15 protein-coding genes are annotated in these 21,432 nt (G+C 64.8%); 9 read left to right on the forward strand and 6 right to left on the reverse strand.

The genetic code is table 11. From position 1 onward, the window contains the following. Positions 1 to 34: 34 nt before the first annotated feature. Positions 35 to 1,117: a lipocalin-like domain-containing protein gene (locus IC50_RS10100; RefSeq protein ID WP_035703595.1), complete on the forward strand. Its 1,083-nt coding sequence runs from the start codon at positions 35 to 37 to the stop codon at positions 1,115 to 1,117. Between the two features lie 27 nt (positions 1,118 to 1,144). Continuing rightward, on the forward strand, positions 1,145 to 1,531 hold the full coding sequence (locus IC50_RS10105) for an MAPEG family protein (protein WP_035703597.1): 387 nt from the start codon (positions 1,145 to 1,147) through the stop codon (positions 1,529 to 1,531). 190 nt (positions 1,532 to 1,721) lie between these two features. Here IC50_RS10105 and IC50_RS10110 read toward each other — a convergent pair whose 3' ends face one another. The 3 genes from IC50_RS10110 to IC50_RS10120 all read right to left on the reverse strand — a co-directional run bounded on the left by IC50_RS10110 (position 1,722) and on the right by IC50_RS10120 (position 7,575). Further along, a complete protein-coding gene (locus IC50_RS10110; RefSeq protein ID WP_035703600.1) occupies positions 1,722 to 2,915 on the reverse strand; it encodes an ABC transporter substrate-binding protein in 1,194 nt (397 codons plus the stop codon). A gap of 296 nt (positions 2,916 to 3,211) precedes the next feature. Further along, positions 3,212 to 6,379 (reverse strand): efflux RND transporter permease subunit, encoded by a 3,168-nt coding sequence (locus IC50_RS10115; protein WP_035703602.1) that lies wholly within the window; start codon positions 6,377 to 6,379, stop codon positions 3,212 to 3,214. Next, positions 6,376 to 7,575 carry an efflux RND transporter periplasmic adaptor subunit gene (locus tag IC50_RS10120; protein WP_035703603.1) on the reverse strand — a complete coding sequence of 400 codons (1,200 nt, stop codon included), beginning with the start codon at positions 7,573 to 7,575 and terminating at the stop codon, positions 6,376 to 6,378. The genes IC50_RS10115 and IC50_RS10120 overlap by 4 nt, the downstream gene beginning before the upstream one ends. 467 nt (positions 7,576 to 8,042) lie before the next feature. Between IC50_RS10120 and IC50_RS10125 the strand changes: the two genes are divergently transcribed. The 7 genes from IC50_RS10125 (at position 8,043) to IC50_RS10155 (ending at position 16,640) form a co-directional block, all read left to right on the forward strand. After that, on the forward strand, positions 8,043 to 9,197 hold the full coding sequence (locus tag IC50_RS10125; RefSeq protein WP_035703605.1) for an iron-containing alcohol dehydrogenase: 1,155 nt from the start codon (positions 8,043 to 8,045) through the stop codon (positions 9,195 to 9,197). Between the two features lie 18 nt (positions 9,198 to 9,215). Then, complete coding sequence (locus tag IC50_RS10130) at positions 9,216 to 10,766, forward strand: AMP-binding protein (protein WP_035703606.1); 1,551 nt, start codon at positions 9,216 to 9,218, stop codon at positions 10,764 to 10,766. A 394-nt stretch (positions 10,767 to 11,160) separates the two neighbouring features. Continuing rightward, positions 11,161 to 12,759, forward strand: a complete 1,599-nt coding sequence (locus IC50_RS10135; RefSeq protein WP_035703622.1) for an ABC transporter substrate-binding protein — start codon at positions 11,161 to 11,163, stop codon at positions 12,757 to 12,759. A 40-nt stretch (positions 12,760 to 12,799) separates the two neighbouring features. Beyond that, positions 12,800 to 13,747 carry an ABC transporter permease gene (locus IC50_RS10140; RefSeq protein WP_035703608.1) on the forward strand — a complete coding sequence of 316 codons (948 nt, stop codon included), beginning with the start codon at positions 12,800 to 12,802 and terminating at the stop codon, positions 13,745 to 13,747. A gap of 9 nt (positions 13,748 to 13,756) precedes the next feature. Next, complete coding sequence (locus IC50_RS10145) at positions 13,757 to 14,650, forward strand: ABC transporter permease (RefSeq protein ID WP_035703610.1); 894 nt, start codon at positions 13,757 to 13,759, stop codon at positions 14,648 to 14,650. Further along, positions 14,650 to 15,657 (forward strand): ABC transporter ATP-binding protein, encoded by a 1,008-nt coding sequence (locus tag IC50_RS10150; protein ID WP_035703612.1) that lies wholly within the window; start codon positions 14,650 to 14,652, stop codon positions 15,655 to 15,657. Before IC50_RS10145 ends, IC50_RS10150 begins: the two co-directional genes overlap by 1 nt. Then, positions 15,654 to 16,640: an ABC transporter ATP-binding protein gene (locus IC50_RS10155; RefSeq protein ID WP_035703614.1), complete on the forward strand. Its 987-nt coding sequence runs from the start codon at positions 15,654 to 15,656 to the stop codon at positions 16,638 to 16,640. Before IC50_RS10150 ends, IC50_RS10155 begins: the two co-directional genes overlap by 4 nt. A 97-nt stretch (positions 16,641 to 16,737) precedes the next feature. On the opposite strand, the gene IC50_RS10160 is transcribed toward IC50_RS10155, so the two are convergent. The 3 genes from IC50_RS10160 to IC50_RS10170 form a co-directional block, all read right to left on the reverse strand. Next, a complete protein-coding gene (locus IC50_RS10160; RefSeq protein WP_035703616.1) occupies positions 16,738 to 18,714 on the reverse strand; it encodes an acetyl/propionyl/methylcrotonyl-CoA carboxylase subunit alpha in 1,977 nt (658 codons plus the stop codon). Then, positions 18,711 to 20,327 (reverse strand): acyl-CoA carboxylase subunit beta, encoded by a 1,617-nt coding sequence (locus IC50_RS10165; protein WP_035703618.1) that lies wholly within the window; start codon positions 20,325 to 20,327, stop codon positions 18,711 to 18,713. The genes IC50_RS10160 and IC50_RS10165 overlap by 4 nt, the downstream gene beginning before the upstream one ends. 114 nt (positions 20,328 to 20,441) lie before the next feature. Then, positions 20,442 to 21,308 carry a 3-keto-5-aminohexanoate cleavage protein gene (locus IC50_RS10170; RefSeq protein WP_035703620.1) on the reverse strand — a complete coding sequence of 289 codons (867 nt, stop codon included), beginning with the start codon at positions 21,306 to 21,308 and terminating at the stop codon, positions 20,442 to 20,444. Between the last annotated feature and the right edge of the window lie 124 nt (positions 21,309 to 21,432).

Below are 21,432 nucleotides of genomic sequence, written 5' to 3' on the forward strand. Positions count from 1 at the left end.
ATGCAGCCGGCGACTCTCGTCAAGGTGTTTGCCAATGAGCGCTGACCGGATCTCGCGGCGCGCCTTCGCCGCCGGCATCGCCGCCCTCGCTCTCGCGCGGCGCGCCGGCGCGCAGGGCTATGCCGGGCTCGGCGAGACCGCCGACGGCTTTGCCAAGGTCACGCCGGGAAAAACATTCACCTTTCCCGCCGATCACGGGCCGCATCCAGAGTTTCGCATCGAGTGGTGGTATCTCACGGCAAACCTGGTCGATGGCGGCGGCACGGCTTGCGGCCTGCAATGGACGCTGTTCCGCCAGGCCGCGCAGCCGGGCCCGCAAGGCGAAGGCTGGGCCAATCAGCAGGTGTGGATGGCGCATGCAGCGGTGACACGGCCCGACACCCACCGCTTCAGCGAAACGTTTTCGCGCGGCGGCGTGGGGCAGGCCGGCGTGACGGCCAAGCCGTTCGATGCCTGGATCGACGACTGGGAGATGAAGGGCTTCGAGCGCACCGACGATCGCACACTGGCACCGCTGACACTGAAGGCGTCCGGCACCGATTTCAGCTATGCGCTGACGCTCGAGGCCGATCGTCCGGTGGTCCTGCAGGGCGATGCCGGCTATAGCCGCAAGTCGGAACGCGGACAGGCGTCCTACTATTACAGCCAGCCGTTCTATCGCGCGCGCGGCACGCTCACCGTCGACGACAGGCCGGTCGACGTGTCGGGCCAGGCCTGGATGGACAGGGAGTGGAGCAGCCAGCCGCTCGATGCCGACCAGACCGGCTGGGACTGGCTCTCACTGCATCTCGCATCCGGCGACAAGCTGATGCTGTACCGGCTGCGGCAGAAGGACGGCAAGGATTATCCGTTCGGCAACTGGATCAGCGCCACAGGCGAGACGCAGATGATTGCGGGAGGCGACATCCAGATGATGCCGAGGGCCACTGCGGATGTCGCGGGGCGCAAGCTGCCGGTGGAATGGCAGATCGCAATCCCCTCGCGATCATTCTCGATCCTGTGCAGGCCTCTCAATCCCAGGGCCTGGATGGGGACCGGCTTTTCCTATTGGGAAGGGCCGATCAGCTTTTCCGGAACGCATGACGGCGTTGGCTATCTCGAGCTGACCGGGTATTGAAGCGCGGTCTCGTCAAGGGGATTCGCGATGTATCATCTCACCGCCCTCGTCACGCTGCTGGCGATCGCGTTTTATTTCTTCACCAGCATCAATGTCTCGCGCTCTCGTACCAAGACGGGCGTCAAGGTGCCTGCGATGTCGGGTCATCCGGATTTCGAACGGGCCTTCCGCATCCAGATGAACACGCTGGAATGGATGCCGATCTTCCTCCCGGCGCTGTGGCTGTTCGCGATCTATATCAGCGACGCGATCGCAGCAGGGCTGGGCGTGGTCTGGATCATCGGCCGCATCGTCTATTTCATCGGCTATTCGGAGGCGGCGGCCAAGCGCGGCCCGGGCTTCGCGATCCAGATTCTCGCTGCCTTTGCGCTGTGGGTTGGGGCGCTGGGAGCGGTGATGTGGCGGTTGGTGTGAGGCAATCCGCCGCCATACATTCCGCTGTCGTCCCGGACGAGCGCAGCGAAGATCCGGGACCCATACCCACAGGAAGTCGTTTTGCGAAGACTCGGAGCGGGGATCTCGCGCCACACGTCTCCCTGGGGTTATGGATCCCCGCGTTCGCGGGGACGACACCGAGTGTGTGGCGCTCGCTGTGCCTCTTCCCTCACTTCGTCAGCGGGCAGCCGCTTTCCTTGGCGGTAAAGAAGGCCTTGTCGCCGGGGACGGTGGCCAGCAGCTTGTAATAGTCCCACGGCTTCTTTGATTCCGAGGGCTTCTTGACCTCGAACAGGTACATGTCGTGGACCATGCGGCCGTTCTCGAGCACCTTGCCGCCCTGCGCAAAGTCGTCGTTGACCGGCAGCTCCTTCAGCTTCTTGGCGACGGCATCCGGATCCTTGGTGCCGGCGGCCTTGACGGCCTTCAGGTAGCTCAGCGTCGCCGAATAGGTGCCGGCGTGGATCATGCTCGGCATCCGCCCGGTGCGCTTGAAGAAGCGTTCGCCGAGATTGCGCGTCTTGTCGTTGAGATCCCAGTAATAGCCCTCGGTGAGCACCAGGCCTTGCGCGGCCTGAAGGCCGAGGCCGTTGACCTCGGCGAGCGTCATCAGGAGGCCCGCGAGCTTCTGGCCGCCGGAGACGATGCCGAACTCGGACGCCTGCTTGATCGAGTTGGTGGTGTCGAGGCCGGCATTGGCGAGGCCCACGATCTTCGCCTTCGAGCTCTGCGCCTGCAGCAGGAAGGAGGAGAAGTCCGAGGAGTTGAGCGGCACGCGCACCGAGCCGACCACCTTGCCGCCATTGGCGGTGACGATCTCGCTGGTGTCCTTTTCCAGCGCGTAGCCGAAGGCATAGTCCGCGGTGAGGAAGAACCAGGTGTCACCACCGGCCTTGGTCAGCGCACCGCCGGTGCCGACGGCGAGCGCGCGGGTGTCGTAGGCCCAGTGGAAGCCATAGGGTTGGCATGCGTCGCCGGTGAGACGCGAGGTTGCAGCGCCGACGACGATATCGATCTTCTTCTTTTCCTTGGAGAGCTCATGGATCGCGAGCGCGACCGAAGAGGTCGTCAACTCCGTGATCATGTCGACGTTCTCGACGTCGTACCAGCGCCGTGCGATCGAGCTGGCAAGATCCGGCTTGTTCTGATGGTCGGCGGTGACGAGTTCGATCTTCTGGCCGAGCACCTCGCCGCCGAAATCCTCGATCGCCATCCTGGCCGCTTCAACCGACCATTTGCCGCCGTAGTCGGCATAGACTCCGGACTGATCGTTGAGGATGCCGATCTTGACGCCTTGCGCGGAGGCCGGCGCGGCGAGCAATACGGCAGAGGTTGCGACAGCGGCCAAACAGGCTGACTTCATATGTTAACTCCCAGCAGTCTTCTGTTGTGAAATCGCGCGGATACTAGTGAAGAACCCCGCGCGTGCCCATCGATTTCGTGTTGGTCGCTGGTATGGGATTCTGCGCGCCAAATAGCCGCTGTCGTCCCGGACGAGCGAAGCGGAGCGGAGCGCTGATCCGGGACCCAGCCACAGGGAGGAGTTTGGCGCGAGCTGGGAGTTGCCAGCCTTCGTCAACTCATCCATGTGGTTATAAATCCCCGCCTTCGCGGGGATGACACTGTGAATGAGGGGACGCGAGTGACCACCACGGACAACTAGGAGCCCACCACCTCCGGCTTCTTGTCCCGCCGCCCCTCCGCGACGTTCCGCACCACCACGTAGAAGATCGGCGTGAACAGAAGCCCAAACAGGGTGACGCCGATCATGCCGAAGAACACGGCGACGCCGACGGCCTGTCGCATCTCCGAGCCGGAGCCGCTCGAGATCACCAGCGGCAGCACGCCAAGGATGAAGGCGAAGGATGTCATGAGGATCGGCCGCAGGCGCAGCCGGCAGGCCTCGATCACGGCCTCCAGCCGCGGCTTGCCCTCGTTCTCGATGTCGCGCGCGAACTCGACGATCAGGATCGCGTTCTTCGCCGCCAGTCCCACCAGCACGACAAAGCCGATCTGGGTGAGGATGTTGACGTCCTGGCCCATGATGCGCACACCGATGGTGGCGGCCAGCAGGCACATCGGCACGATCAGGATCACCGCGAACGGCAGCGTCCAGCTGCCATATTGCGCGGCGAGCACGAGATAGACGAACAGGACGCAGATCGGGAACACGTAGAGGCCCGCATTGCCGCCGGTGACCTGCTGATAGGACAGGTCGGTCCATTCGAAGGTGAAGCCGCTCGGCAGCGTGTCGTCGGCGAGCTTTTTGATGGCGTTGAGCGCGGTAGTCGAGCTGGTGCCCGGCGCCGGCTCGCCCTGGAGTTCGGACGCTGCGTAGAGATTGTAGCGCGCGACGCGATCAGGACCGGAGACGTCCTTGAACTCGACCACGCTGCCAAGCATCACCATGTCACCCGAAGCGTTCCGCGTGCGCAGCCGCGAGAGGTCGCTTGGCTCCTTCCGGAACGGGAAGTCGGCCTGTGCGGTAACGTGGTAGGTGCGGCCGAACAGGTTGAAGTCGTTGACATAGGTCGACCCGAAATAGGTCTGGATCGTGTCGTTGATGTTGGCGATGGGCACGCCGAGCTTCTGCGCCTTGGTGCGGTCGATGTCGACGAACAGCTGCGGCGTGTTGGCCGAGAACGGCGAGAACACCGAGGGAGCGAGCAGCGAGGGCGATTTGCGCGCCGCGGCGACAAGTTCGTCGGTGGCCGCGGCGAGCAGCTCCGGCCCGCGGCCCTGGCGGTCCTGGATGCGGATGGTGAAACCGCCGCCGGTCCCGATGCCGGGCACGGCGGGCGGCGGAATGACGATGATGAACGCCCCCTGGATCGCGGCGAGCCGCTTGCGCAGCTCGGCCGTGATGGCGTTCGCGGTCAGCCCCTTCTTCAGGCGCACCTCGGGTTCATCGAACACCGGGAACAGTGCGGCCGCGTTGCCGGCCTGCGTGCGCGTCGCGCCGGAGAAGCCGGCGAAGGCGGCAACGCGGATGATACCCGGCGTATCCAGCGAGATTCGCTCGACCTCGCGCACGATCTCCGTCGTACGCGCCAGCGACGCCGCCCCCGGCAATTGCACGGAGATGATGACATAGCCGCGGTCCTGCGCCGGAATGAAGCCCTGCGATGTGGTCCCGATCAGCCAACCGGCGCTGCCGATCAGCACGACATAGATCAGGAGCATGATCACCGAATGCCGGATCACGAAATTGGCAAGACCGGCATAGCCGTGCGAGAGCCGATCGAACACGCGGTTGAACACGCCGGTGAAGGCATTCCAACCGCGCGCGATGAGATTCCAAGCGGCCGGCGGCCGCTTCTCCTCGTGCGGCGTGAGGATCAGCGAGGCCAGCGCCGGCGACAGCGTCAGCGAGCAGAAGCAGGAGATCGCGGTCGCGACCGCGATGGTGACGGCGAATTGCTGGAAGAACTGCCCGGAGATACCGCCGAGAAACGCGGTCGGCACGAACACCGCGCACAGCACCAGCGCAATCGAGACCAGCGCGCCGCCGACCTCCTCCATGGTCTTGAGCGCCGCATCGCGCCGGCTCAAACCGTGCTCGAGATGGCGTTCGACGTTCTCGACCACCACGATGGCATCGTCGACCACGATTCCGACGGCAAGGACGAGGCCGAACAAAGTGAGATTGTTGATGGAGAAGCCCAGCGCCGCCATCACCGCGAAGGTGCCGACCAGCGACACCGGGATCGCGATGATCGGGATGATCGCAGGCCGCCAGCCCTGCAGGAACACCAGCACCACGACGACCACCAGCAGCATGGCTTCATAAATGGTCTTGATCAGCTCGTGGACGGACTGCGCGATGAACTCGGTCGGGTTGTAGCCGATATTGTAGTCGAGGCCTTTCGGGAAGCTCTGCTTGAGCCTCGTCATGGTGTCGGAGATGTTCTTGGCCGTCGCGAGCGCATTTGACCCGGGCCGCTGCGTCACCAGCATGGCGACCGCCGATTTGCGCAGCAGGAAGCTGTTGGTGGTGTAGGAGAGCGCGCCGAGCTCGATGCGGGCGACGTCGCGCAGGCGCACGGTGCGGCCATCGGAGCCGGCCTTGATCAGGATGTCCTCGAACTGCTTCTGATCTTTCAGGCGCCCCGTGAAGGTGAGGTTCGGCTGGAAGGCGCGGTCGGCGATCGGCGGCTCGGCGATCTGGCCGCCCGCGATCTGCACGTTCTGGGCGCGGATCGCGGCCAGCACCTCGGTCGAGGTCAGGCCGAGATTGGCGATGCGGTCAGGATCGAGCCACAATCGCATCGAATAGTCGCGCGCGCCGAAGATCTGGATGTCGCCGACGCCGTCGATGCGCAAGAGCTGGTCGCGGACCTGGAGCAGCGCGTAATTCGAGATGTAGAGCTGGTCGAATGTGTCGTCGGGCGACAGCATGAACACGACCATCAGGATGTCGGGCGAGTTCTTGCGCGTGGTGACGCCGTTGCGCTGAACTTCCTCGGGCAGGCGCGGCTGCGCGATGGCGACGCGGTTCTGCACCAGCACCTGGGCCTTGTCGAGATCGGTGCCGAGCTTGAAGGTGACGGTGATGGTGAGCTGGCCGTTCGAGGTCGCCTGGCTGTAGAGATACAGCATGTCCTCGACGCCGTTGATCTCCTGCTCGATGGGAGCTGCCACCGTGTCGGACACGGTCTGCGCGGAAGCACCGGGATATTGCGTGGTGACGACGACGGTCGGCGGCACCACTTGCGGATATTCGGAGACCGGCAGCGTGGTGTAGGCCAGCGCGCCGACAATCAGGAGCACGATCGACAGCACCATCGCCAGGATGGGCTGGTTGATGGAGAGACGGCCGAGATTCATGACTTGCCACCGGCCGGGGCTTGCGCGGTCTGCGGGGCAACCTTGGCGCCGACGCGGGCGCGCTGGATGCCGTTGACGATGACGCGATCGTCTGCTTTCAGCCCCTCGCGGATCACGCGCAGACCCTCGTCGAGCGGCCCGAGCACCACAGGGCGCGCTTCGACCGTGTCATCAGGCTTCACCACGAAAACGATCTTGCGGGACTGATCGGTCGCGATCGCGGCGTCCGGAATCAGCAGCGCTTCGTAGGGCGCGCTGCCAATCAGGCGGACGCGGCCGAACTGGCCGGGCAGAATCGACAGATCGGTGTTCTTGATCACCGCGCGGCTGCGCAGCGTTCCCGTCGAGACGTCCAGGCGATTGTCGAGGAAGTTGATGGTACCCTCGTGAGACGGCTTGGTCTCGCCGGCGAGTGTCACTTGCACCGGGTTCGCCGTATCGCGCGAGCTTGGCCGCCGTCCCTCGAACCACAGCTTGCTATATTTGATGAAGGTCGCCTCATCCATGTCGAAATAGATGTAGATCGGATCGAGTGTCACGATGGAGGTCAGCAACGTCGACGATCCGTTATCGCTGCCCTGCACGAGATTGCCGGGGCTGACGAGATGACGGCTGACGCGGCCCGTCAGCGGCGCCGTCACATGCGTGAATTCGATGTTGAGTTTAGCGGCCTTCAGCGCGCCTTCGGCCTGCATCTCGGCGGCGTGTGCGGCCTGCAAGGCCTGGCGGCGCTGATCGACGACCTGCTCCGAGACCGCGCTGGTCTGCACCAGGTTGAGACCACGGTCGAGCTCGCGCTTGGCAAGCTCCACTTTGGCCCGTGCATCCGACAGCTGGCCCTCCGCCTGCGTGGCCACCGCCTCGAACGGTCGCGGATCGATCACGTAGAGCAGATCGCCCTGGCGCACGATCGCGCCGTCCTGGAACTCGACCGAGTTGACGAAACCGCCGACGCGCGGGCGTACCTGCACCTCTTCGACCGCCTCGAAGCGGCCGGTGAACTCGTCCCAGTCGGTGACGGTGCGCTTGACGGGCTGGGCGACGGTCACCGGCGCAGGTGGCGGCGCCGCAGCCTGCGAAGCCGGCTTGTCGCAGCCGGACAGGGCGAACGCCGCGGCGAGAAGCCCACCGATCGCGCTGAGCCGAACGAAATCGTGCGTTTTGACAAATGGCTCGCTTCCGTCCGGTCCGCTCATCCCAGGTCCTCGCACAAAAACCGCGGAAAAAAGCAGGGTACGCCTCTACCTGCGGGCGCCACAAGATGGGTGGCCAAGATGAACTCTGCAAGACCAAAGCATGCGCAACGCTTCGAAGTTTGCCTGGCCGGATGGCGGGTTGACAGGCGCGTGCGAGGGCAGCGTGGACCGCCGTGCTCGAGGATTGAGTCCCAGCCTGTCGCTTCTCGGGTCGTCAGCCCGGGCCTGCGCAGGCCTGTCCCGGGCATCCCACGATCTTCCTGCCTCGTGGCAAGGCGTGTATGGCCGGGACAGGCCCGGCCCTGACGCCGTGGAAACTTCGGTATGCCCATCGCCTCATGCGGTTGCCCGGTCGCAGGCGAGGAGAAGAGACGAAAGGGCGCCAGCGTCTTCGCACATGACGGGCGCGACGGGGTCGGCTAGATTGTCCCACCAAAAACAAGACGAATTGTCCTGGGAGGACAGGCGTGCATCAGGGACGTGTCGTTTTCGGCGCGATCGAGGAGGTCGTGTTCGGCCATCCTGCAGCCGGCGCCATCGTCGCCCAGATGGACCGGCTGGGAGCACGCCGCGCGTTCCTGATGGTTTCGGGTACGCTCAACCGGAAGACCGACGAGATCACGAAGATCAGGGAGGCGCTTGGCCCGCGTTGCGCCGGCCTGTTCGACACGATGCCGGCACATACGCCGCGCGAGGCGGTGATCGCCGCGACCCGGGCGGCGCGCGAGGCGGACGCCGACCTGATCGTCACCGTGGGCGGCGGCTCGATCACCGACGGCGCCAAGGCGGTGCAGCTCTGCCTTGCCAACGGCATCGACGATATCGAAGGCATCGATCGCATTCGCGTCCACAAGGGCATCGCGCCGGAGATGAATGCACCGATCGTGCGGCAGATCAGCGTGCCGACCACGATCGCCGGCGGCGAGTTCAGCGCGATCGCGGGCGTCACCGACCGAGCCGCGCATGTCAAGCAGATGCTGCGGCATCCGCTCACGGTGCCGCGCGCGACCATCCTCGATCCGGCCATCACCGTGCACACGCCGGAATGGCTGTTCCTGTCCACCGGCATCCGCGCCGTCGATCATTGCGTCGAGGCGATCTGTTCGCGCGAGACGCATCCCTATGCCGATGCGCAATCAGTGAAGGGACTTGCCATGCTCGCCGACGCGTTGCCGCGGGTGAAGGCCGATCCTGCCGATCTCGACGCGCGTATGGACGCGCAGATCGGCACCTGGTTGTCGATGGGCGCGCTTTCGGCAGGCGTGCCGATGGGTGCGAGCCACGGCATCGGCTACGTCCTGGGCGCGGCCTTCGCCGTGCCGCACGGCTACACTTCCTGCATCATGCTGCCGGCGGTGATGCGCTGGAATGCACGCGACAATGCCGAACGCCAGATGATCGTCGCGGCCGCGATGGGCTATCCCGGCCACAACGCCGCCGACGTGCTCGATGCCTTCATCCGTTCGCTCGGCATGCCGCGCAGCCTCGCCGAGGTGCGCGTGTCGCCGGAGCATTTCGATGCCATCGCCGAGCAGGCGATGCGTACGAACTGGATTCCGCGCAATCCACGCAGGATCGATGGCCCCGCCGACGTGCGCGAAATCCTGCTTCTCGCCGCATAATTGAAAGCCGGAGGATCGATGTATACTGGTACGCATGCCCGCCTGCGCCCGCTGCAGCCCGCCTTCATCATGGCGGCGACCGGCGAGGCCGTCACCTATCGCGAGCTCGAGGTACGCAGCAATCGGCTGGCGCATCTGTTCCGCAGGCACGGCTTGAGGCGGCTCGATCACTACTCGATCTTCATGGAGAACAATTCGCGCTATCTGGAAGCCTGCGGCGCGGGTGAACGCTCCGGGCTCTACTACACCTGCATCAACTCCTTCCTGACGCCGGGCGAGCTCGCCTATCTCCTCGTCAACAGCCGGTCGAAGATCCTGATCACGTCCGTTGCCAAGCTCGGCATCGCGCGCGAGGCGATCCAGGCCTGCCCCGACGTCAGGCTCTGCATCGTCGCCGATGGCCCGGGTGAGAGCGAACGCATCGTCGGGCTTGCGGAGGTGGCCGCAGACATGCCGACAACACCGATCGGGGATGAGTGGCTCGGTACTGCCATGCTCTATTCGTCCGGCACGACGGGACGGCCGAAGGGCATTTTGCGGCCCCTGCCCGAAGAGCCGCCGAAGCACAATCTGCCGCTGTTCGATTTTCTGACGAAGCTCTGGCACTACCGGGAAGGCATGGTCTATCTGTCGCCCGCACCGCTCTATCACTCCGCTCCGCAAGCCGCCGTGAACCTCACGATCCGCATGGGCGGCACCGTGATCATCATGGAGAGTTTCGATCCCGAGCGCTACCTCCAGCTCGTCGAGAAATGGGGCATCACCCACACGCAGCTGGTGCCGACGATGTTCTCGCGCATGCTGAAGTTGCCGGAGGAGGTGCGGTGCCGCTACGACCTTTCCTCGCTGGAGATCGCGATCCACGCCGCCGCGCCCTGCCCGGCCTTGGTCAAGGACGACATGATCAAATGGTGGGGACCGATCATCCACGAATATTACGGCGCGACCGAGGGCCTCGGCTTCACCGCCTGCAACAGCGAGGAATGGCTCAGCCACCGCGGCACCGTCGGCAAGGTGCTGCTCGGCGACCTCCACATCCTCGACGAGAACATGCGGGAGTGCCCGACCGGCACGCCAGGCCAGGTCTGGTTCAAGACGGCAACGCCCTTCGAATATTTCAGCGATCCCGAGAAGACCAGGGAAGCGCGCTCGCCCGACGGCAGCATGAGCACGGTCGGCGACGTCGGCTATGTCGACGCCGACCGCTTCCTGTACCTGACCGATCGCGCGACCTTCATGATCATCTCCGGCGGGGTGAACATCTATCCGCAGGAATGCGAGAACTTGCTGATCACCCATCCGAAGGTCGCCGATGCCGCCGTGTTCGGCGTGCCCAATGCCGATCTCGGCGAAGAGGTGAAGGCGGTGGTGCAGCCGATGCCGGGCGTGGTGCCAGGGCCGGCTCTCGCCGAAGAGCTGATCGCGTTCTGCGCAAGATCGCTGTCGCGGCAGAAGGTGCCGCGCTCGGTCGATTTCGAGAAGGAGTTGCCGCGACTGCCGACGGGGAAGCTGTACAAGCGGCTTCTCAGGGACAGGTATTGGGGGAACAAGGCGTCAAGGATCGTGTGAGACCTTCGGTCCACTCATGCGCGAGACGTGACCAGACAAAGGGTGTCGTCCCGGGGCGCGACGAGGTCGCGAACCCGGACCCATAACCACAGGGAGCGGTTGTCGCGCGAGCAGATCACTCCGAGTCCTCGCAAAATTCCTCCTTGTGGATATGGGTCCCGGATCTGCGCTTCGCTTGTCCGGGACGACGGCGGAGTGCTTGATGAGCAGTGGGACACTTCAGTTCCGCACCTCTTCGCACCTGCACTCTTACATGTGGGACCAGGAAAACCCTGCGGCCTTGCGTCATCCGAATTGTCGAGGCTGCAAGCGGCCTTACCGGTTGCCTCCCTCAACTTGCGTGCTATCGTTACGACAACAGGCCGCAAAAGGCCGATGTCCAGGGAGGATGAGCATGCGGAGCGTGTGGGCGCTCGCCGCAATGGCGGCGCTATCTGTGCTGACGGCCTCAACCAACACGCTCGCCGGCGAGCCCAAGCAGGGCGGTGTCCTGCGGATGTATCATCGTGACAGTCCGGCAAACGCGTCGATCCTCGAAGGCGCGACCTATTCGGTCAACGTGCCGTTCATGGGGGTTTTCAACAATCTCGTCATCTACGATCAGCACATTGCGCAGAACAGCCCTGATACCCTCAGGCCCGAACTGGCCGAAAGCTGGTCCTGGAGCAGCGACAACAAGAAGCTGACGTTCAAGCTGCACCAAGGCGTCAAGTGGCACGACGGCAAGCCGTTCACATCGGCCGATGTCAAATGCACCTTCGATCTCCTGATGGGCAAATCGCAGCAGAAGCTGCGGCAGAATCCACGCAAGGCCTGGTACAACGAAGTCAACGGCATCACGACGAACGGCGATTTCGAGGTCTCCTTCGACCTGAAGCGGCCGCAACCCTCGCTGCTGGCGATGCTCGCGTCCGGCTATACGCCGATCTATCCCTGTCACGTCTCGCCGGCGGACATGCGCACCCATCCGATCGGGACCGGACCGTTCAAATTCGTCGAGTTCAAGGCCAATGAATCGATCAAGCTGACCCGGAATCCGGACTATTGGAAGAAGGGCCTGCCCCATCTCGACGGCATCGAGTACACGATCATCCCGAACCGCTCGACCGCGATTCTCGCCTTCGTCGCCGGCAAGTTCGACATGACCTTCCCGACGCACATCACGATCCCGCTGCTGAAGGACATCAAGTCGCAGGCGCCGAACGCGATCTGCGTGGTCGAGCCGACCAACGTTTCGACCAACATCATCGTCAATTCGACCTCAGCGCCGTTCGACAACATCGATATCCGCCGGGCGGTGGCACTTGCGCTCGACCGCAAGGCCTTCGTCGACATCCTGTTCGAAGGCCAGGCCGATATCGGCGGGACCCTGCTGCCGCCGCCGCAAGGCATCTGGGGCATGCCCAAGGACAAGCTCGAGACCATTCCGGGCTACGGTCCGAACGTGAATGCGAACCGCGAGGAGGCGAAGAAGCTGATGCAGAAGGCGGGCTACGGCCCCGACAAGCATCTCGCGGTGAAGATCTCCACGCGCAACCTCGCGGAATATCGCGATCCGGCCGTCATCCTGATCGACCAGCTCAAGAGCATCTACATCGACGGCGAGCTCGACGTCGTGGAGACCGCGAACTGGTTCCCGAAAGTCGCGCGCAAGGACTACATGCTCGGCCTCAACCTCACCGGCAACTCCGTCGACGATCCCGACCAGTCGTTCTACGAGAATTATTCCTGCGGCTCGGAACGGAACTACACCAATTACTGCAACAAGGAGATCGAGAAGCTGTTCGACGTGCAATCGCAGGAGACCGACACAGCCAAGCGCAAGCCGCTGGTCTGGGATATCGACAAGAAGCTGCAGGAGGACGTCGCCCGCCCGATCATCTTCCATGCACGGGCCGGCACTTGCTGGCAGCCCTACGTCAAGGGCGTCACGATCATGTCGAACAGCTCCTATAACGGCTTTCGCTATGAGGATGTGTGGCTCGACAAGTAGCACGTCAGGCTGAAGACTAGCGGCTCGCGGAGGGCGAAGGATGTTTGCCTATCTGGTGCGACGCCTGTTCCTGATGCTCGTGACCCTGTTCGGGATCTCGGTCGTCATCTTCCTCCTGCTGCGCATCGTGCCCGGCAATATCGTCGACATCCTGTTCGCGGCCGCCGGCTACGTCGATCCCGCCGACAAGGCCAATCTGGAGAAGGAGCTCGGCATCGACCAGCCGCTGATCGTGCAATATTGGCACTGGATCAGCGGCTTCCTGCGCGGTGATCTCGGCTACTCCTACGTCTCCGAGAAGCCGGCGCTGCAGGAAATATTGCCGCGGATTCCGATCACGGCGCGGCTCGCCGGCCTTGCGCTGTTGTTCTCTGCCTCGATCGGCATTCCGCTCGGCGTCATCAGCGCGGTGAAGCAGGGGACAAAGCTCGACTACGCGCTCCGCGTCGTCAGCCTCAGCGGATTGTCGCTGCCCTCGTTCTGGCTCGGACTTTTGATCCTCACCGCGTCGGTGGCGATGTTCGGCCAGATGCCGATCTTCAATCCGAATCCGCAGACCTGGCTCGAGGCGTTCGCGACCTACGCCGTGCCGGCCGCAGCCGTCGGCTTCCGCAGCGCCGCGCTGACCATGCGCATCACCCGCTCCTCGATGCTGGAGGTGCTGAGGCAGGACTATATCCGCACGGCCCGCGCCAAGGGCGCCTCCGATGCCGCGGTGAACTATCACCATGCGCTGAAGAACGCGATCCTGCCCGTCATCACCGTGATCGGCATCGAGGCGGCTTTCCTGATCGGCGGCCTGATCGTCACCGAGACGGTGTTCAACATTCCGGGCGTCGCGCGCTTCCTGGTGGAGGCGATCCGCTGGCGAGACTATCCGATCGTGCAGAACCTCGTGATGTTCATCGCGGTCGTCGTGGTATTCGCCAATTTCACCGTCGACATGCTCTACGCGGTGTTCGACCCGCGGATCAGGTACACGGATTAGGAGATCAGCTTGGCCGCGATCGACTTCGACGTTGAACTGAGGCGAGCCGGCGCGCATGCCACCGGTGGCTGGCGGCGCGTGCTGTTTCTGGCGCAGCGGCACGTGCTGGGCGCGGCGGGGCTCATTATCATGACGGTGTTCGTGCTCACCGCGATCTTTGCCGACTTCATCGCCCGCTACGATCCCCTCACGGTCGATTCCGCGCGCGCGCTAGCGCGCCCGAGCTGGGCCCACTGGATGGGAACGGATTCCTTCGGCCGCGACGTGTTCAGCCGCATCATCCACGGCGCGCGGATCTCGCTCGCTGTCGGCATCGGCTCGACCGCGCTCGGCGGCACGATCGGCGTCATCGTCGGGCTGACCTCGGGCTATCTGTCCGGCTGGGTCGATCTCGTATTCCAGCGCGTCTCCGACGTTCTTCAGGCGCTGCCGCTGCTGGTGCTCGCCCTCATCATGACGGCAGCACTCGGCCCTTCCTTGCCGAACGTCATCATCGCCATCTCCATTCCGCTGATCCCGACCGTGTCGCGCGTGATCCGCGCCAACACGCTGGCGCTGCGCGAGCAGCCTTTCGTCGAGGCCGCCAAGTCGATCGGCATGAGCGAGATGCGCATCGCGCTGCGCCACGTGCTGCCGAACACGCTGGCGCCGCTGATCGTGCTCGCGACCGCCCAGCTCGGCTCGACCATCCTCACAGAGGCCTCGCTCTCCTTCCTCGGCCTCGGCATTCCCGAGCCTTATCCGTCGTGGGGCCGCATGTTATCCGAATCTGCCGCCGAATATGTCCGCACCGCGCCCTGGCTCGTGATCTTCCCGGGCATCGCCATCAGCCTCGCCGTGTTTGGCGCCAATCTGTTCGGCGACGCTCTGCGCGACATCCTGGACCCGAGGCAACGCGGCTGATGGCGGACAAATCCGATCTCGTGCTCGACGTGAGGAACCTGAAGACGGTGTTCTTCACCAATTCCGGCCTCTTCAAGGCTGTCGACGACCTCTCCTTCAGCGTCAAGCGCGGCGAGACACTGGCGATCGTCGGCGAATCCGGCTGCGGCAAGAGCGTGACCGCGCTCTCGCTGATGCGGCTCGTGCCCGATCCGCCCGGCCGCATCGTCGGCGGCTCCGTGTCGCTCGAAGGCACCGACCTGCTGGCGCTGCATGAAACGGAGATGCGCGCGGTCAGGGGCAACCGCATCTCCATGATCTTCCAGGAGCCGATGACCTCGCTCAATCCGGTGATGCGGATCGGCGACCAGATCGTCGAGGCCGTGCGGCTGCACCGAAACATCTCGTCGAAGGAAGCACACGACATCGCCGTCGAGATGCTGCGCCTGGTGCGCATCCCCGAGCCGGCGCGACGCGCGCGCGAATATCCGCATCAGCTGTCCGGCGGCATGCGCCAGCGCGCGATGATCGCGATGGCGCTGGCGTGCCGGCCGGCGCTGCTGATCGCGGACGAGCCGACCACCGCGCTTGACGTCACCATCCAGGCGCAGATTCTGGCGCTGATCCTCGATCTCCAGAAGGAACTCGGCACCGGTCTCGTCCTCATCACGCACGATCTCGGCGTCGTCGCGCAGACGGCGCAGCGCGTGATCGTGATGTATGCGGGGCGAAAGGTCGAGGAAGCCGGCGTCGAGGCGCTGTTCGCCGCACCGAAACATCCCTACACGCGCGGGCTGATGGCCTCGATCCCGGCCGTTCCTGCATCCGGCGCACCGGCACAGGCGCGCTTGAACGAAATTCCGGGCACGGTGCCCTCGCTGGTGCGACTGCCGAAGGGCTGCGCCTTCGCGCCGCGCTGCAAGCTCGCGATCAAGCGCTGCGAGGCAGAATATCCTCCGCTCGCGGACTGGGGCGGCGGCCATCTCGCCGCCTGCTGGCGCGCCGAAGAAGTCGCGGAGGTTGCATGACCGAGGCGCTGCTCGAAGTCACCGACCTCAAGAAATATTATCCGGTGCGCGCCGGCGTGCTGCGACGACAGGTCGGCACCGTGCACTCGGTCGACGGCGTCTCGTTCTCCCTTCATGCCGGCGAGACGCTCGGCCTCGTCGGCGAATCCGGCTGCGGCAAGTCGACGGTGGCGCGGAGCGTGCTGCGGCTGGTCGAGCCGACCTCGGGCCAAATTCGTCTCGATGGCCAGGACATCACCCACCTTTCCAAGACGGCACTGCGTCCGCACCGCCGTTCGATGCAGATCGTGTTCCAGGACCCGTTTGCCTCACTCAATCCGCGCATGACGGCGGGCGACATCGTCGGCGAGCCGCTCGCCGTGCATGGGCTTGCAACCGGCAAGGAACTGGAGGCACGGGTCGCAAGACTGTTCGAGCAGGTCGGATTGCGACCCGACCAGATGCGCAACTTCCCGCATCAGTTTTCGGGTGGCCAGCGCCAGCGCATCTGCATCGCACGCGCGCTCGCGCTGGAGCCGCGTCTGATCGTCTGCGACGAGCCGGTATCCGCGCTCGACGTCTCGATCCAGGCGCAGGTGATCAACCTGCTGATCGACCTGCAGCGCCGGCACGGCTTCTCCTACCTCTTCATCGCGCACGACCTCGCCGTGGTCGCCCATATCAGCCACCGCGTCGCCGTGATGTATCTCGGCCGCATCGTCGAGATCGCCGACAAGGACGAGCTGTTCCGCAACCCACGTCATCCCTACACGCAAGCCCTGCTCGCCTCCGTGCCGATCGCCAACCCGCTGGCGAAGAAGCTCGCGCCGCTGGTCGACGGCGACGTGCCGAGCCCGGTCAATCCGCCATCGGGATGTGCATTTCACACCCGCTGCCGGTTTGCGATGGAACGATGCAGGACGGAGCGGCCGGCGCTGGTGGATGCGGGCGACAGGCACCGAGTGGCGTGTTTGTTGAATGAGGGGACGGGGCGAGGTCGATAATTCCGCCTGTCGTCATTGCGAGCGCAGCGAAGCAATCGAGAATCTTTCCCCGGATGCAGATTGCTTCGTCGCGTCGCTCCTCGCAATGACGCGAGCGCTACCCCACCTCGATCTCCGCCACGATCCTGCCCGTCGTCACCTGCTCACCCTCTGCAACGTCGATCGCCGCGATGACGCCGTCGAGGCCGGCCTTGTGGACGTGCTCCATCTTCATCGCCTCCAGCGTCAACACCGGCTGGCCTGCGGTGACGCGATCGCCCGGCTTTACCAGCACGGCGACGACGCGGCCATTCATGGCGGCGCGGACCTTTCCGTCGCCGCCATTCGTTGCCGCCGCTTTCGGCGCGGCGAGGGTGAGATCGGTGACGGCGAACGGAACGCCGCGATGCTGGAGGTAGAGCCGGTCGCCGTCGCGCAGGAACTTGGCGCTGTCCATGATATCGTCGTGGCGGAAGCGGATCGCGTTGGCATCGAGCTGCTCGATCTCGAACTTGTCCTTGCGGCCTTCGGCGGCGACAGTGTAGCCGCCATCGTGCTCGCGAGTGATTTCAAGTTCGTGCGCGTGTCCGGCGATCTCGATCTTCGCAGGCAGCGGGAATGCTGCCGACAGGCTGCGGCCACTCTGCCAAGACGGCGCGCGCGGGTTCGTGACGTAGAGCAAGAGGCCCGCCAGCGCCATGTCGAATGCCGCGTCGGCACGCGATGCCAGCAGCTCGTCGCGATGCGCGCCGATGAAGGCCGTCGTCGCCTCGCCTTTGGCGAAGCCGGGGTGGCGCAGGCAGGAGATCAGGAACGCCTGATTGGTGATCACGCCGAACGCCGTGAGCTGCTCGAGGCCGACGATCAGCCGCCCCCTCGCCTCCTCGCGCGTCGCGCCATGGCTGATCATTTTGGCGATCATGGAGTCGTAAAACGGTGGAATTTCCGAGCCTGACTGCAACGCGTGCTCGACGCGGATGCCGTCGGGCACCTGCCAGCGCGCCATGCGGCCGGACTGCGGCATGAAATCATGCGCGGCATCCTCCGAGCAAAGCCGGACCTCGATGGCATGGCCCTCGAAGCGGATATCGTGCTGCTTCACCGGCAATTGCTCGCCGCGCGCCACGCGCAGCTGCAGTTCGACGAGATCGAGCCCGGTGATCGCCTCGGTCACGGGATGCTCGACCTGAAGGCGTGTGTTCATCTCCATGAAATAGAACTCGCCACGTTCGTCGAGCAGGAACTCCAGCGTGCCCGCCCCTTCGTAGCGCAGCGCCTTCACCGCCGCGACCGCGACCTCCCCCATCTTCGCGCGCAGCTCCGGCGTGACCGCGGGGGACGGCGCCTCCTCGATCAGCTTCTGGTGCCGCCGTTGCACCGAGCAGTCGCGCTCGCCGAGATGGATGGCGTTGCCGTGGCTGTCACCGAACACCTGGATCTCGATGTGGCGGGGATTCTGGATGGCGCGTTCGAGGATGACCGTGGCATCGCCGAACGCCGCCTTTGCCTCCGACCGCGCACTGCGGAGAGCATCGGGAAAGGAGCCCGCATCGGTGACGAGCCGCATGCCACGGCCGCCGCCGCCGGCCACCGCCTTGATCATCACGGGAAAGCCGATCTTTTTGGCTTCCCCCAGCATGACCTCATCGCCTTGATCGGCGCCTTGATAGCCGGGCACGATGGGAACGCCGGCCTTCTTCATGATCTCCTTTGCGCCGGCCTTGTTGCCCATGGCCTCGATCGCCTGCGGCGACGGGCCGATGAAGACGAGGCCGGCCTCCTTGCAGGCGCGCGCGAACTCCTCGTTCTCGGCGAGAAAGCCGTAGCCGGGATGCACGGCATCCGCGCCGCTGGCCTTCGCCGCGGCAATGATCGCGGGGATGTTGAGATAGGATCGCGCGGGCAGCGCCTCGCCGATGCGCACGGCCTGGTCGGCCTGCCGCACGTGGAGGGCATCGCGATCGGCATCCGAATAGACCGCGACGACGCCGAGGCCGAGCCGTCGCGTGCTGCGCATCACGCGCAGCGCGATCTCGCCGCGATTGGCGACCAGGACCTTGAAGAACGGCCGGTGCTGCACTGATCCGTTCCTCATGGGCGGGCCACCGAAAACTGCATGCGCTGGGGCGAGCGCGCGTCGCCCTCACGGCAGATCGCGAGCACCTCGGACAGCACGGCGCGGGTGTCGCGCGGATCGATCACGCCGTCGTCGAGCACGCGGGCGCTGGTCGAGAACACGTCCATCTGGCCGTCGAACACGCCGATGATCTCAGCCTTCATGGCGTCCAGCTTGTGCTTCTCGATCGGCTTGCCGCGGCGCGCGGCGGCCGCTTCCGTCACGATCGCCATGGTCTCGGCGGCCTGCTCGCCGCCCATCACCGCCGTCTTGGCATTGGGCCAGGAGAAGCAGAAGCGCGGATGGAAGCCGCGCCCGCACATGCCGTAATTGCCGGCGCCGAAGGACGCGCCGCAGTAGAGGGTGATCTGCGGCACCGTCGCCGAGGTCACCGCCTGAATCATCTTCGAGCCGTGCTTGATCATGCCGGCCTCTTCGTAGGCCTTGCCGACCATATAGCCGGTGGTGTTGTTCAGATACAGCAGCGGCGTGCGGGTCTGGCAGCAGGCCTGGATGAAATGCGTCGCCTTGTTGGCGCCGGCGGGATCGAGCGGGCCGTTGTTGGTGATGATGCCGATGGCCTGCCCCTCGATACGCGCATGGCCGCAGACGGTGGCCGGGCCGTAATTCGGCGCCATCTCCGTGAAGTCGGAATCATCGACGATACGGGCGATCACCTGCTTCATGTCCACAGGGCGCTTGTGGTCCATCGGCATGATGCCGAGCAACTCGTCCTGGTCGTAGCGCGGCGGCCTGAATTGAGCAACCGTCTTGCCCGGCCGTTCCCATTCCAACGCCGCCATGATCTCGCGCGCGATGCGCAGCGCGTCGCGGTCGTCTTCGGCGAGGTAGTCGCCGAGGCCCGACACTTGCGTGTGCATCTCGGCGCCGCCGAGTTCCTCCTCGGTCGCGATCTCGCCGGTCGCCGCTTTCAGCAATGGGGGACCAGCGAGAAACGCGCGGGTGCGGCCGCGGACCATGACGATGTAGTCGGAGAGGCCGGTCTGATAGGCCCCGCCGGCGGTCGAGGAGCCGTGCGTGACGGTGACGACCGGGAGACCCGCTGCCGAGAGCCGCGCGAGATTGCGAAAGATGTTGCCGCCGCGGACGAAGTCCTCGACGCGGTAGCGCAGCAGGTTGGCGCCGGCGCTTTCGACGAGCTGGACGTAAGGCAGCTTGTTCTCCAGCGCGAGCTCCTGCACCCGCAGCGTCTTGTCGAGGCCGAAAGGCTGCAACGCGCCGGCATCGATGCCGGAATCACTGGCGCTCACCATGCAGCGGATGCCCGAGACGAAGCCGATGCCGGCGATGACACCGCCACCCGGCACGCTCTTGGCGGGATCTGATACGTCGAACATATAGCCGGCGAGCGTCGACAGCTCGATGAACGGCGCACCGGGATCGAGCACCAGCGCGACGCGCTCGCGCGGCAGCAGCTGGCCGCGCTTGTGGAAACGGTCCTTCGCTGCCGCCGATGCCGCACGCGTGCGCTCTTCCAGCGCCCGCATACGGTCGATCAGCGCGAGCATGCCGTCGCGGTTGGCGTGGTAGGCCGCGCTGCCGGGGGAAATGGTGTTTTCGAGAATGGACATGAGTCTATCCTGCTCGTCATTGCGAGGAGCGAAGCGACGAAGCAATCCCAGACTGCCTCCGCGGAAAGATTCTGGATTGCTTCGCTTCGCTCGCAATGACGGGTGAAACTGCGTTCAGCGATTCGTCCCAAAGATCTTCCGCGCCTCGGCGGGGCTCGCGATCTCGCGGCCCGCACGCCTTGCGCAGGCGGCAACGGCCTCGATCAGCTGGCCGTTCGACGTCACTTTCCTGCCGTCGGCGAGATAGAAGGTGTCCTCGAGACCGGTGCGCAAGTGACCGCCGAGCTCGGCGCAGCGCTGATGCAGCGGCCAGATCTCCTCGCGGCCGATCGCGGTGACCTGCCAATGCGCCTCGGGGCGCTTCAGCTTGATCAGGATAGGCAGCAGCTCGGGATCAGCGGGCATGCCGGACGCCACGCCCATCACGAAGTTATATTCGAGCGGGCCCTTGTACATGCCGACCTGGCGATACATGCCGACGCAACGGACGATGCCGACGTCGAAGCACTCGAACTCGGGGATGGTGCCGACCGCATTCATGACGTCGAGATAGTCCTTCACCTTCTCGACCGCGTTGTCGAACATCATCGGCGGCCAGGCCCAGCTGTTGTCGGCCTTCACCTTCAGGTAGTTCAGCGAACCGGCGTTGCAGGCAGCGATCTCCGGCTTGGTCTCGCGGATACAGTCGAGCGCGCCAGAGTAGTTCGGCCCCGACACGCCCGAGGTGTGGTTGATGATGACGCCAGGGCAGGCTTCGCGGATCGCCTGCTGGATCTCCTTGCTGACAGCGACCTCCCAGGACGGCAGATGTCCCTTGCCCGGCGCTTGCTGGCGCAGATGGATGTGCATGATGGACGCGCCGGCATCGAACGCAGCCTTGGCCTCGCGCGCCATCTGCTCGGGCGTCACGGGCACGTTGTGCTGCTTGGGGTCGGTGAGCACGCCGTTCAGCGCGCAGGTGATGACGGCCTTGTCGCTCATGCCAAAAATATCTCGCACGTTGAGAATTCAACGCTTGCGATCATGTGATGCGGGGCATGCGGCTTCTTGCGCGGAGAAGCTGGGAAAAACGACGAATCGTAGGGTGGGTTAGTCTTACTGCGTC

The sequence above is a fragment of the Bradyrhizobium genomosp. I (2014) genome (assembly GCF_000261685.1).
In the GTDB taxonomy this organism is placed as follows: Bacteria; Pseudomonadota; Alphaproteobacteria; order Rhizobiales; family Xanthobacteraceae; genus Bradyrhizobium.

Bases quoted from the DNA above. Each gene is read 5' to 3' on its own strand.
- IC50_RS10100 (WP_035703595.1), top strand. From the start codon at position 35: ATGAGCGCTGACCGGATCTCGCGGCGCGCCTTCGCCGCCGGCATCGCC.
- IC50_RS10105 (WP_035703597.1), top strand. From the start codon at position 1,145: ATGTATCATCTCACCGCCCTCGTCACGCTGCTGGCGATCGCGTTTTAT.
- IC50_RS10110 (WP_035703600.1), bottom strand. From the start codon at position 2,915: ATGAAGTCAGCCTGTTTGGCCGCTGTCGCAACCTCTGCCGTATTGCTC.
- IC50_RS10115 (WP_035703602.1), bottom strand. From the start codon at position 6,379: ATGAATCTCGGCCGTCTCTCCATCAACCAGCCCATCCTGGCGATGGTG.
- IC50_RS10120 (WP_035703603.1), bottom strand. From the start codon at position 7,575: ATGAGCGGACCGGACGGAAGCGAGCCATTTGTCAAAACGCACGATTTC.
- IC50_RS10130 (WP_035703606.1), top strand. From the start codon at position 9,216: ATGTATACTGGTACGCATGCCCGCCTGCGCCCGCTGCAGCCCGCCTTC.
- IC50_RS10135 (WP_035703622.1), top strand. From the start codon at position 11,161: ATGCGGAGCGTGTGGGCGCTCGCCGCAATGGCGGCGCTATCTGTGCTG.
- IC50_RS10140 (WP_035703608.1), top strand. From the start codon at position 12,800: ATGTTTGCCTATCTGGTGCGACGCCTGTTCCTGATGCTCGTGACCCTG.
- IC50_RS10150 (WP_035703612.1), top strand. From the start codon at position 14,650: ATGGCGGACAAATCCGATCTCGTGCTCGACGTGAGGAACCTGAAGACG.
- IC50_RS10155 (WP_035703614.1), top strand. From the start codon at position 15,654: ATGACCGAGGCGCTGCTCGAAGTCACCGACCTCAAGAAATATTATCCG.
- IC50_RS10160 (WP_035703616.1), bottom strand. From the start codon at position 18,714: ATGAGGAACGGATCAGTGCAGCACCGGCCGTTCTTCAAGGTCCTGGTC.
- IC50_RS10165 (WP_035703618.1), bottom strand. From the start codon at position 20,327: ATGTCCATTCTCGAAAACACCATTTCCCCCGGCAGCGCGGCCTACCAC.
- IC50_RS10170 (WP_035703620.1), bottom strand. From the start codon at position 21,308: ATGAGCGACAAGGCCGTCATCACCTGCGCGCTGAACGGCGTGCTCACC.